10 protein-coding genes are annotated in these 12,086 nt (G+C 61.6%); 2 read left to right on the top strand and 8 right to left on the bottom strand.

The features are described 5' to 3' along the window. Window positions 1-3: 3 nt before the first annotated feature. The 5 genes from cysW to dibA form a co-directional block, all read right to left on the bottom strand. Complete coding sequence (gene cysW, locus NL123_RS29740; RefSeq protein ID WP_010214166.1) at window positions 4-876, bottom strand: sulfate ABC transporter permease subunit CysW; 873 nt, start codon at window positions 874-876, stop codon at window positions 4-6. Window positions 877-889: 13 nt separating this feature from the next. After that, the gene (gene cysT / locus NL123_RS29745; RefSeq protein ID WP_016975029.1) at window positions 890-1,708 is read right to left on the bottom strand and encodes a sulfate ABC transporter permease subunit CysT; all 819 of its coding nucleotides are present in this window, start codon (window positions 1,706-1,708) and stop codon (window positions 890-892) included. A gap of 77 nt (window positions 1,709-1,785) precedes the next feature. After that, on the bottom strand, window positions 1,786-2,796 hold the full coding sequence (locus NL123_RS29750; RefSeq protein ID WP_016975030.1) for a sulfate ABC transporter substrate-binding protein: 1,011 nt from the start codon (window positions 2,794-2,796) through the stop codon (window positions 1,786-1,788). 65 nt (window positions 2,797-2,861) lie between these two features. Next, the gene (oscA, locus tag NL123_RS29755; RefSeq protein WP_003170956.1) at window positions 2,862-3,044 is read right to left on the bottom strand and encodes a sulfur starvation response protein OscA; all 183 of its coding nucleotides are present in this window, start codon (window positions 3,042-3,044) and stop codon (window positions 2,862-2,864) included. Window positions 3,045-3,312: 268 nt separating this feature from the next. Then, complete coding sequence (dibA, locus tag NL123_RS29760) at window positions 3,313-5,226, bottom strand: phosphodiesterase DibA (RefSeq protein WP_494356908.1); 1,914 nt, start codon at window positions 5,224-5,226, stop codon at window positions 3,313-3,315. Between the two features lie 166 nt (window positions 5,227-5,392). Between dibA and desA the strand changes: the two genes are divergently transcribed. Further along, window positions 5,393-6,577, top strand: coding sequence for a delta-9 fatty acid desaturase DesA (gene desA / locus NL123_RS29765; protein ID WP_248485630.1), 1,185 nt, complete (start codon window positions 5,393-5,395; stop codon window positions 6,575-6,577). Between the two features lie 188 nt (window positions 6,578-6,765). Beyond that, on the top strand, window positions 6,766-7,767 hold the full coding sequence (locus NL123_RS29770) for a sensor domain-containing diguanylate cyclase (RefSeq protein ID WP_058426340.1): 1,002 nt from the start codon (window positions 6,766-6,768) through the stop codon (window positions 7,765-7,767). 42 nt (window positions 7,768-7,809) lie between these two features. Here NL123_RS29770 and NL123_RS29775 read toward each other — a convergent pair whose 3' ends face one another. The 3 genes from NL123_RS29775 to gabD all read right to left on the bottom strand — a co-directional run bounded on the left by NL123_RS29775 (window position 7,810) and on the right by gabD (window position 12,060). Further along, window positions 7,810-9,018 carry an HDOD domain-containing protein gene (locus NL123_RS29775; RefSeq protein ID WP_494356909.1) on the bottom strand — a complete coding sequence of 403 codons (1,209 nt, stop codon included), beginning with the start codon at window positions 9,016-9,018 and terminating at the stop codon, window positions 7,810-7,812. A 140-nt stretch (window positions 9,019-9,158) separates the two neighbouring features. Next, window positions 9,159-10,436, bottom strand: coding sequence for a 4-aminobutyrate--2-oxoglutarate transaminase (gene gabT / locus NL123_RS29780; protein WP_494356910.1), 1,278 nt, complete (start codon window positions 10,434-10,436; stop codon window positions 9,159-9,161). A 181-nt stretch (window positions 10,437-10,617) separates the two neighbouring features. Beyond that, a complete protein-coding gene (gene gabD / locus NL123_RS29785) occupies window positions 10,618-12,060 on the bottom strand; it encodes an NADP-dependent succinate-semialdehyde dehydrogenase (protein WP_092248696.1) in 1,443 nt (480 codons plus the stop codon). Window positions 12,061-12,086: the final 26 nt, after the last annotated feature.

The raw sequence follows: 12,086 nt of genomic DNA on the forward strand, positions 1-12,086 counted from the left end.
GACTTATTCCTCAGCCGCACCGGCGCGCAGGCGGTTAATACGGTTCTCGCTCCACTGCTTGAGCAGCAGGATGAAGAGCGCCAGGATCAGCAACAGACTCGCCACCGCAAACGCGGCAACGTGGTTGTATTCGTTGTAGAGAATCTCGACGTGCAGCGGCAGGGTGTTGGTCACGCCGCGAATGTGGCCGGACACCACCGACACCGCGCCGAACTCACCCATGGCCCGTGCGGTACACAGCACCACGCCGTAGATCAGGCCCCATTTGATATTCGGCACGGTCACATGCCAGAACATCTGCCAGCCATTGGCACCGAGCAGGCGCGCGGCCTCTTCTTCCTGGGTGCCCTGCTCTTGCATCAGCGGGATCAGTTCACGGGCCACGAAAGGCACGGTGACGAAGATGGTCGCCAGCACGATGCCGGGCAAGGCGAACACGATCTGGATGTCGTGGTCCTGCAACCACGGGCCAAAGAAGCCCTGGGCGCCGAACATCAACACATAGACCAGGCCGGCGATCACCGGCGATACCGAGAACGGCAGGTCGATCAGCGTCACCAGGATGCTCTTGCCACGGAACGAGTACTTGCTCACGCACCACGCGGCGCTGACGCCGAACACCAGGTTGAGCGGCACCGAGATCACCACGGCGATCACCGTGAGTTTCAACGCCGACAGCGCGTCGGGTTCGAGGATCGCGGTGAAGAACGCGCCGAGGCCGTTCTTCAGGCCCTGGGTCACCACGATAAACAGCGGCAACAACAGGAACAGGGCGAACACCAGCCAGCCAAGGCCGATCAGGATGCGTCGCGACGCGGCGCTGCCACGGCGGGCAGCGTTGGCCGAGGACGCGGCGGAAATAGACGATTGGGACATGTTCCGCGCCTCCTTATGGACGTTCGATGCGCCGCTGCAACAAGTTGATCAGCAGCAGCAGGACAAAGGAAACCACCAGCATCAACACGCCAATGGACGTGGCGCCGCGGTAGTCGTATTGATCGAGCTTGACCATGATCAGCAGCGGCAGGATCTCGGTTTTCATCGGCATGTTGCCGGCGATGAAAATCACCGAACCGTACTCACCGACGCCACGGGCAAACGCCAGCGCAAAACCGGTCAACCAGGCGGGCAGCAGCGCCGGCACCAGGATGTGGCGGAACACCTGCAACGGCTTGGCACCCAGGCAGGCGGCGGCTTCTTCGACTTCCCGGGGGATATCGGCCAACACCGGCTGCACCGTGCGCACCACGAACGGCAGGGTGACGAAGGTCAGCGCCAGCGTGATGCCCAACGGGGTGTAGGCGATCTTGAAGCCCAGGTCGGCGGCGAACTGGCCGACCAGCCCGTTAGGCGTGTACAGCGCAGTCAGTGCGATGCCGGCGACAGCGGTGGGCAAGGCGAACGGCAGGTCGATCATCGCATCGATGACCTTGCGACCGGGGAAGGTGTAGCGCACCAGCACCCAAGCCAGCAGCGTGCCGATCACGCCATTGATCAGCGCGGCGTACAGTGCGGTGCTGAAGCTCAGTTGCAACGCCGCCAGCACACGCGGTGCGGAGATGATGTTCCAGAACTGATCCCAGGTGAGTTGAGCAGCGTGTACAAACATCGCCGCCAGCGGGATGAGTACGATCAGGCTGAGGTACACCACGGTGTAGCCCAGCGTCAGCCCGAAGCCGGGTATGACGGGGGAGATACGACGCGACATAAGAGTCCTTGGTTAAGGGAACTGACACACAAAACCCGCAGGTGAATGCGGGCTCTGTGGGCGGGTTGTTGCTCGGCTTACTGCGCGGTGTAAATCTGATCGAACACGCCACCGTCGTTAAAGAATTTCGGTTGGGCAGTTTTCCAGCCGCCGAAGTCTTTGTCGATAGTCACCAGGTCCAGTTTCGGGAACTGCTGGGCGTATTTGGCAGCCACTTTTGCATCGCGTGGGCGGTAGAAGTTCTTCGCCGCAATCTCCTGGCCAGCCGGGCTGTACAGGTGCTTCAGGTATTCAGTGGCGATTTCGGTGTTGCCCTTTTTCTCGGCGTTTTTGTCGACCACGGCAACCGGTGGTTCGGCGAGGATCGACAGGGAAGGCACGACGATGTCGAACTTGTCGGCGCCGCCGTCTTCTTTCAAGGCCAGGAACGCCTCGTTTTCCCAGGCCAGCAACACGTCACCCTGACCGTTGTTGACGAAGGTAATGGTCGAGCCGCGAGCGCCGGTGTCCAGCACCGGTACGTGCTTGAACAGCTCCTTCACGTATTCCTGGGCCTTGGCTTCGCTGCCACCGGCCTTGAGGCCATAGGCCCAGGCGGCGAGGAAGTTCCAACGGGCGCCGCCGGAGGTTTTCGGGTTCGGGGTGATCACGGATACGTCTTTCTTGATCAGGTCGCCCCAGTCCTTGATGCCTTTAGGGTTGCCCTTGCGCACCAGGAACACGATGGTCGAGGTGTATGGGGTGCTGGCGTCCGGCAGGCGGGTCTGCCAGTTTTCCGGGAGGGTCTTGCCCAGCTTGGCGATTTCGTCGATGTCACCGGCCAGGGCCAGAGTGACCACGTCGGCGCGCAGGCCGTCGATCACGGCACGGCCTTGCTTGCCCGAACCGCCGTGGGATTGCTGGATCTTGACGTTGTCGCCTGGGTGGGACTGTTTCCAGAAGTTGGTGAACTCAGCGTTGTAGTCCTGGTACAGCTCACGGGTAGGGTCGTACGAGACGTTGAGCAACTCGTAGTCCTTGGCAACCGCGGAACCTGCAAACACGGCGCTGGCCAGGGCGGCCAGGGCGTAACGGCGAATCGACGACATAGAAGCTCCTGAAATTCTTGGGGTGTTGGCTTTTTTTATAGTTGCGGGTCTATCGCCGTTCTTGCTCAGCTCGGTTTGTTACCCGGGTTCTGCAGGCGGAATTTTTCTTTGCGTTCGATCTGGACCACTTGGGCGTTGTGCACCGTGATTTCCACCGCGCCAAACCGCAGATCGCGCAGGGCGCTCTGGATCTCACGCAAAATGGCTGCTTCGTCCTGGCCGTCGACGCTACGTAGAGATGCGCTCATGGTCTCGCTCCTGAAATGAATAGTGCCTCGCAGTGGCGGCACTGCTTGCGGCGTGAGGGCGATAGTAGATAAGCGCAGATATTCTTAAAAATACTATTTAAGAATGTTTATATAACCAGAAAGAATTTTCTGGTGGGACGCGGGGTTGCGCGCAGATTGCTCTCAAATGTGGGAGGGGGCTTGCCCCCGATGAGGGAGTGTCAGTCAACTAATGAGGGGCTGATGCACCTCTATCGGGGGCAAGCCCCCTCCCACATTTGAAGGCATTTCAGGTTCGGATCGCGGGTGCCTTGGACCAATCTAGTTCGCCCGCCGGCATCGGCCGGCCAAACCAATACCCCTGCCCCATATCGCACTGCTGATCCAACAGGAACCGCGCCTGTTCCACCTGCTCGATCCCCTCGGCATGCACCTGCATGCCCATGCTTTTTGCCAGGGCGATCACCACGCGCACGATCGCTGCATCGTCCTCGTCCCACGGCAACCCGGCGACGAAGCCCTGATCGATCTTGAGCTTCTGCACCGGCAGGCGCTTGAGGCGCAACAGCGAGGAATAACCGGTGCCGAAGTCGTCGATGGCCAGGCGTAGGCCCAGTTCGCGCAGGCGGTGCAGTTGTTCCAGGGCTACTTCCGGGTCGTCCATCACCGCGCTTTCGGTGACTTCCAACTCCAGGAAAGCCGGATCCAGGCCCGTGTCGTGCAGCACCTGGGCGACCTGTTCGTAGAGCTCGCGCCGGGCAAACAGGCGGCTGGACACGTTGATGGCGATAAAACTCAGTGGCGCCCCATTCCCCAGCCAGTCGCACATTTGCCGGCAGGCCCGGTCCATGACCCAGGCGTCGATATCGGCAATCAGGCCGGTGCGCTCGGCAATCGGGATGAACTCGCCCGGCGGCACCAGACCGCGCTCCGGGTGCTGCCAGCGCACCAGTGCTTCGACGCCGATCAGGCGGCTGCCGTTCAGGTCGTGCACCGGCTGGTAGTAGACGCACAGCTCCTGCTGTTCAAGCGCACGGCGCAACTCACTGGCGATCTCTACACGGTTCTGCGCATGGGCGGTCAGTTCTTCGGTGTACAGGGCATAACCTTCGCGGCCAGCACTCTTGGCTTTGAACAACGCGGAATCGGCGTTGCGCAGTAACTGCTCGGCGCTCAAGGCGTCGCTGGGGAACAGGCTGATGCCAATACTCGCGCTGATAAACAGCTGGTGGCCGTCAAAGATAAATGGCTGTTTCAGCGCCTCCAGTATGCGTTGCGCCAGGCCCGCAGCCTGGGCCACCTGTGGACAACTTTCTGCCAGCACGGCGAACTCATCCCCACCCAGGCGCGCCAGGGTCACGCCCGGGCCGAACAACGCCTTGAGCCGTTCGCCGACGACTTTGAGCAACTGGTCGCCAACGTTATGGCCCAGGCTGTCATTGATGATTTTGAAGTGGTCCAGGTCCAGCAACAGCAAGGCGCAACCACGCTTGTGAATCTGCGCCGAGGCCAGCGCCTGTTCGGCACGGTCGGTGAACAGCAGGCGGTTGGGCAGGTCGGTCAGCGGGTCGTGATGGGCGAGGTGGGCCAGTTCGTGCTCGGAGTCCTTGATGGCGCTGATATCGGAAAACACCGCGACGTAATGGCTGACGTGGCCCTGGTCATCGTGAATCACGCGAATGGTTTGCCACTGGGGGTAAATCTCGCCGCTTTTGCGTCGGTTCCAGATTTCACCGCTCCATTCGCCGGTACGCTCCAGGCTCTGGAACATCTGCTGGTAGAAATGCGACGAATGGCGCCCGGACTTGAACAAGCTGGGCTGCTGGCCCATGACGTCTTCGCGGCTGTAGCCGGTGATCGCCATGAAGGCGCGGTTCACGTGCACGATCCGCCCTTGTGCGTCGGTGACCAGCACCCCTTCGCGGGTGCAGTCGAACACGGCGGCGGCCTGGCGCAGGCGTTCGCGGTTTTCCTTCAACGGTTGCTGCAACTGGTTGGCACGCGCAAATCGGGCGCACATCAGGTAAATCGCCAGGGCGCTGAGGGCCACCCACACATAGCCCCGCACTTGCAGCCAGCGTCCCAACTCCCGCGGTTCATCGAGAAAGCTGATCAATAAGTGGTTGCTGAGCTGGAGCCATGCGACAGAAACCAGCAGGTATACCAGCCCCGCGCGTAGGGCACCACGGTATGAAAACAGCATATGGTCAGTAATCCTTACCAAAAAAACATAATCGCCCTATAAACGCTGCGGATTATAGAATAAGTAACATCTCGTAAGTCTTATCTGAAAGGGTCGCTGGTTTTCTCTGTAGGCTTAGTGATAATGCTTGAGCTGTTCTTTTCTTTATCTGAGGGCCATACAGCCTATGTGGTACAACGGTTTTCTTGACCTGTCAGCCTGGCAACTGGTGGCAGTCACGCTGTTGATGACCCACGTGACCATTGTTGGGGTCACGGTCTATCTGCACCGTTATTCAGCCCATCGCTCCCTGGAGCTCAATGCCGGCCTGAAACACTTCTTCCGCTTCTGGCTGTGGCTGACCACGGCGCAGAACACCCGCGAGTGGACTGCCATCCACCGCAAGCACCACGCCAAGTGCGAAACCGTCGATGACCCGCACAGCCCGGTCATCAAGGGGCTGTCCACTGTGCTGCGCAAAGGCGCCGAGCTGTACCGCGCCGAAGCCGAAAACCCCGAAACCCTGCGTATCTACGGCAAGAACTGCCCGGACGACTGGATCGAACGCAAAATCTACACCCCCTACCCACTACTGGGCGTGGCGATCATGGGTGTGATCGACCTGCTGCTGTTCGGCACCATCGGCATTACCATCTGGGCGATCCAGATGATGTGGATCCCGTTCTGGGCCGCCGGCGTGATCAACGGCCTGGGGCATGCCGTGGGCTATCGCAACTTCGAATGCCGTGACGCGGCGACCAACCTGGTGCCGTGGGGCATCATCGTCGGCGGCGAGGAGCTGCATAACAACCACCATACCTACCCCAACTCCGCCAAGCTGTCGGTGAAGAAGTGGGAGTTCGACCTGGGCTGGGCGTGGATCAAGGTGTTCAGCTTCCTGCGCCTGGCCAAGGTGCAGCGTGTCGCCCCTATTGCCCACCGCGTGGAAGGCAAGGGCCACCTGGACATGGATACCGCCATGGCCATCCTCAACAACCGCTTCCAGATCATGGCCCAATACCGCAAGTTGGTGATCGGCCCGCTGGTCAAGCAGGAGCTGGAAAAGGTCGATCACTCGGTGCGCCATCAGTTCCACCGCGCCAAGCGCCTGCTGTCGCGGGAAACCAGCTTGCTGGATGACCGCCATCACGTGCGCATCCAGAGCCTGCTGGAACACAGCCATGCACTGAAAGTGATCTACGAAAAGCGCCTTGCGCTGCAGCAGATCTGGCTCAAGACCAGCTCCAATGGCCACGATATGCTGGCGGCCATCAAGGAATGGGTGCATGAGGCCGAGGCCAGCGGCATCCAGTCCCTGCGGGATTTTGCTCACCAATTGAAGACTTATTCGCTGCGTCCTGCGGCGGTCTGATGCTGCGGTGGGAGGGCTTGCCCTCCCACCTATCAGCTTTTTGGCGTCATTTACCGGGCACCGGCAATCGGTCCTGTTGACGGAACTTCACTGAAATTCGCCTCTCTCAATGAACACTTCGCCATCATGGTGGCCCCTTGTAGTGACCGCTGCTCCTGTTTGCGGCGCGCCCAGAGAGAGTTGTGCCGATGGTTCACGAAAAGTCCTCCTTAATCGACGCGCCAGCAGCTGAGCATCCCCGCCCAGCAGCGGCGGCGACCCTGCTGGCGCTGGTGCATGCCCAGGGCGAAGTCGAGCGACTGAGCGAACGTGAGCAACTGCTGAGCTCAATGCTGGTCAGCGTGAATGCCGTGCTGTGGGCCATCGATTGGGAAACCCGCCGCGTGCTGTACGTGAGCCCGGCCTACGAACGCGTCTTCGGGCGCTCTGCCGGCCTGCTGCTGGCCGACCACCGGGAATGGCGCAACAGCATCCACCCCGAAGACCTCGACTACGCCGAACACAGCCTGGCTCGTGTGCTGGAACAGGGCGCCGTGGAAGACCGCGAGTACCGCATCATCACCGCCGACGGGCAGATCCGCTGGCTGAGTGACAAGTGCTACATGAACCAGCAGGTCGAGCCCGGTGAGCCGCTGATCGTAGTGGGCATGGCCGAAGACATCACCGAAAAGAAACAGCTGGAACTGGAGCTGCACCGTCTCGCCACCACCGACGTGCTGACCCAGAGCAGCAACCGCCGGCACTTCTTCGAATGCGCCAACCAGGCCTTCGACAGTGCCTGTGCCCAAGGTGCGCCGCTGGCCTTTCTGCTGCTGGACATCGATGACTTCAAGGACATCAACGACAGCTACGGCCACCTGGAGGGCGACCAGGTGCTGCGGCGTATCGCCGAGAGCGGTCGAGGGGTGCTGCGCCGTGGCGATCTGTTCGGGCGCATCGGTGGCGAAGAGTTCGCTGCGGTACTACCCGGCTGTGCGCCGGAGATGGCACTGCAGGTGGCCGAGCGCCTGGGCCGGGAGATCCAGGAACTCAGCTTCAGCTACGAAGGCCAGGCCTTCAGCGTGACCATCAGCCAGGGCCTGGCCAGCCTCACCGAGCACGACTCGACCCTGGACAGCCTGTTCGCCCGCGCCGATGCGGCCATGTACGAGGCCAAGCGCCTGGGCAAGAACCGCGTGATCGCGGGCTAGTAGCCAACACCGATCAAAGGTGGGAGCAAGCCCCCTCCCACATCAGGATTTGCGCACTCGGGTCAGCTCCGACAAGCCCACCTTGAGCAAGCGCGCCGTCTTGCCCGCCGCCAGTTCTTCTAGGCCTTCGTTCTCAGTCAAACGCGCCATCTGCGCCGCCAGGTTCACCACCAGCGCATCCCGCGCATACACACCGCCCTCCAACGCGTAAATCGCCGCAATCAACTGGCGCAGCTCCAACGGCAAGCGCCAACGCGCACGCAGTGCCGAGCCATAGGCAGCGCCAAAGGTGTAGAGGTACTCGCCAATCGCTTCGTCATCCAGTTCACCGCCATCCTGGCGCCAGTCCTCCAGGCAGCGCAACAGCGCCAGGTCGCCCAGCCGATGGAGGATCCCCGCGCTGTAGCAGCGTTCGTGATCCAGCTCAAGCATGCGGGCCAGGCGCCGGGCGTAGTCGGCAGTGTCCTGGGACACTTGCCAGTGCCGCTCGGCATAGGCGACCAGCGCCGGGTCCCCGAGTACCACGTTGTGCTTGAGCGCCAGGCCCAGGATCAGGTTCATGCTTTGCCCCGGCACCAGCTTGTGCAGGGCGCCGGGCAGGGTCTGCACCGGTGCGCCGTGATGGCCGGCACTGTTGGCGGCGGCGATGAGCACGGCGGTGATTTGCGGGTCCATGCGCACCTGGTCTTCCAGATGCTTGAGGTCCAGGCCTTCCGGCCCGAGGCTGTGTTGCACGGCGGCTTTCACATCGACCCGCAATGGCGCGCCGTCGGACGCTTCGCGGCGTCGCTCAAGGAACACTGGCAAGGTCATGCCGGGCGCCAACGGTGGGATCTCGCAGTACACCGTTTCGCCTTCGTTGAGCAGCAGGTCCTGCAGGCGCTGGGTCAGGCCTTCCATGTTCAGGGGTTTGGTCAGGTACGCCGTGGGCGCCAGGGGCAAGGCTTCGCGCACGCTGGCGCTGTCATTGCGACTGCTCAGCAGAATGAACGGCAGCAAAGGCGAGCGACGCTTCTGGCGCACGCTGCGCAGCAGGCTCAGGCCATCGATGCCCGGCAGCTCCCAATCGGCCAGGATCAGGTCGTAGGCCTTATCCCGCAGCAGGGTCGCCGCTTGCTGGCCGTCCGCACACACATCCAGCCGCGCATCGCAGCGCACATTCAACAACACTTGCTTGAGCAGGTCCCGCGACCAAGGGTCCGCCTCGGCAATCAACACGCGGGGTACAGCGGGTAAATCAACAGCAGTCATCCAGCACGCTCCATCGGCAATGCTTGCAACCTTAGTCAATGGAGCCGCCTACGTACAATGAACACGGGCTGAATGTGCGGCAATGGGCATAAAAAAACCCGCCGAAGCGGGTTTTTTCTGTCGAACAGGTCAACTTTCTCTTACAGCTCGGAGAAGCACTCTTCGATGATCGCCAGGCCTTTGTCCAACTGCTCGTCCGGCGAGGTCAGCGGGACCAGTACACGCAACACGTTGCCGTAGGTGCCGCAGCTCAGCAGGATCAGGCCCTTCTCACGCGCCTTGGCCACCACGGAAGCAACAGCCGCCGCGTTTGGCTTGTGGGTGTCACCGTCGTCGAACAGCTCGACCGCGATCATCGCGCCCAGGGCACGCACTTCGCCGATCACCGGGTACTTGGCCTGGATGGCTTTGAGACCGGTCACCAGACGCTCGCCAACTGCCTTGCAGCGGTCAAGCAGGTGCTCTTCTTCGAACACTTCCATCACCGCCAGCGCAGCTGCACAAGCGATCGGGCTACCGGCGTAGGTGCCGCCCAGGCCGCCTGGCGCGATGGCGTCCATGTATTCAGCCTTGCCGCACACACCGGCCAGCGGGAAGCCGCCAGCGATGGATTTGGCGAAGGTGGTCAGGTCGGCAGCAACGCCCATCTGTTCCATGGCGAAGAACGTACCGGTACGGCCGGCACCGGTTTGCACTTCGTCGGCGATCAGCAGGATGCCGTGCTTGTCGCACAGTTCGCGCAGGCGCTTCATGAAGGATTTCGGCGCGACGTAGAAACCGCCTTCGCCCTGCACCGGCTCGATGATGATGGCAGCGATATCACGCGGCTCGGCATCGTTCTTGAAGATGCGTTCGATGCTGGCGATGGAATCATCATCGCTCACGCCGTGCAGCTCGTTCGGGAACAGCGCGCGGAACACGCCGCCTGGCATCAGGCCCATGCCGGCCGAGTAAGGCACGACTTTACCGGTGAGACCCAGGGTCATCATGGTGCGGCCGTGGTAGGCGCCGGTGAAGGCGATCACACCGGCACGCCCCGTGGCGGCACGCGCGATTTTCACGGCGTTTTCCACCGCTTCGGAACCGGTGGTGACCAGCAGGGTTTTCTTGGCGAAATCGCCTGGGACCTTGGCGTTCACTTTCTCGCACAGTTCCACATAAGGCTCATAGGCCAGTACCTGGAAGCAGGTGTGAGTCAGTTTGTTCAGTTGCTCGGTCACGGCGGCGATGATTTTCGGGTGCACGTGGCCGGTGTTCAGCACGGCGATGCCGCCGGCGAAGTCGATGAACTCGCGACCTTCAACGTCGGTCACGGTGGCGTTCTTCGCCGATTCGGCAAAGATCGGGTGAATCTGGCCAACACCGCGCGGTACAGCGGCTTCGCGGCGTTTCATCAGGGATGCGTTGGTCTTGCTCATAAAGTCCTCATTCGCCACTCATCGGGTGGCGTGGTCCAAGGAATACGTGGCGGGGAGGCAACTACGGCAGCATGCGATGATCGACTGCCACAGCTTTCCCGGTCACTACGAATTGCGGGGTAAAACACGCAAAGGGTCAGCGCTCTCGTGCCCTTTGCGTTTGCTGCAAGCTCTTGCCGGGTCAGATGCCCAGGCAGAGGTATTTGATTTCCAGGTAATCCTCGATCCCGTACTTGGAGCCTTCACGGCCCAGGCCCGAGGCCTTGATGCCGCCGAACGGCGCCACTTCGTTGGAGATCAACCCGGTGTTGACGCCGACCATGCCGTACTCCAGGGCTTCAGCCACACGGAACACACGGCCCAGGTCGCGGGCATAGAAGTAGGACGCCAGGCCGAACTCGGTGTCGTTGGACATCGCGATCACTTCGGCTTCGTCTTTGAAGCGGAACAGCGGCGCCAGTGGGCCAAAGGTTTCTTCCTTCGCCACGGCCGCGTTTTTCGGCACGTCGACCAAAATGGTCGGTTCGAAGAAGTTGCCTTCCATCACTTTGCCACCGGCCAGCAGCTTGGCGCCTTTGCTCAGGGCGTCAGCGATATGTTCCTGCACCTTGGCCACGGCTTTTTCGTCGATCAACGGGCCGGTGGTGGTGCCTTCTTCCAGACCGTTGCCGATCTTCAATTTGGCCACTGCCACTTTCAGCTTCTCGGCGAACGCGTCGTACACCGAGTCCTGGATGTACAGGCGGTTGGCGCAGACGCAGGTCTGGCCGTTGTTGCGGTACTTGGAGATGATCGCGCCTTCGACGGCCTTATCCAGGTCAGCGTCGTCGAACACGATGAACGGCGCGTTGCCGCCCAGCTCCAGGGAAACTTTCTTGATGTCCTTGGCGCATTCGGCCATCAGCTGGCGACCGATTTCGGTCGAGCCGGTGAAGGACAATTTACGCACGATCGGGTTGCTGGTCAGCTCGCCGCCGATGTCGCCGGCACTGCCGGTGACCACGCTCAACACGCCTTTCGGGATACCCGCGCGGTGCGCCAGTTCAACCAGGGCCAAGGCCGAGAACGGGGTTTGCGAAGCAGGCTTGATCACCATGGTGCAACCGGCGGCCAGGGCCGGGCCGGCTTTACGGGTGATCATCGCAGCGGGGAAGTTCCACGGGGTGATCGCGGCGGTCACGCCGATCGGCTGCTTGATCACGATCAGGCGCTTGTCCGGCTGGTGGCCCGGGATCACATCGCCGTAGATGCGCTTGGCTTCTTCGGCGAACCACTCGATAAAGGAGGCGGCGTAGACGATTTCACCCTTGGCTTCGGCCAGTGGCTTGCCTTGCTCGAGGGTCATCAGGCGACCGAGGTCTTCCTGGTTTTCGATCAGCAGTTCGAACCAACGGCGGAGCTTGTTGGCGCGCTCCTTGGCGGTCAGTGCACGCCAGGCCGGCAGGGCCTTGTCGGCGGCTTCGATGGCGCGACGGGTTTCAGCGGCGCCCATCTTCGGCACGGTGCCAAGAATCTCGCCCGTGGCCGGGTTGTTGACCTTGATGGTCTGTCCATTGTCCGCATCGACCCAAGCGCCATCGATAAAGGCTTGCTGGCGGAACAACTGGGTATCTTTGAGCTGCATGTCGGGTTTCCTTAACAGCACCGCGC

This window comes from Pseudomonas sp. FBCC-B1565 (genome assembly GCF_059133265.1).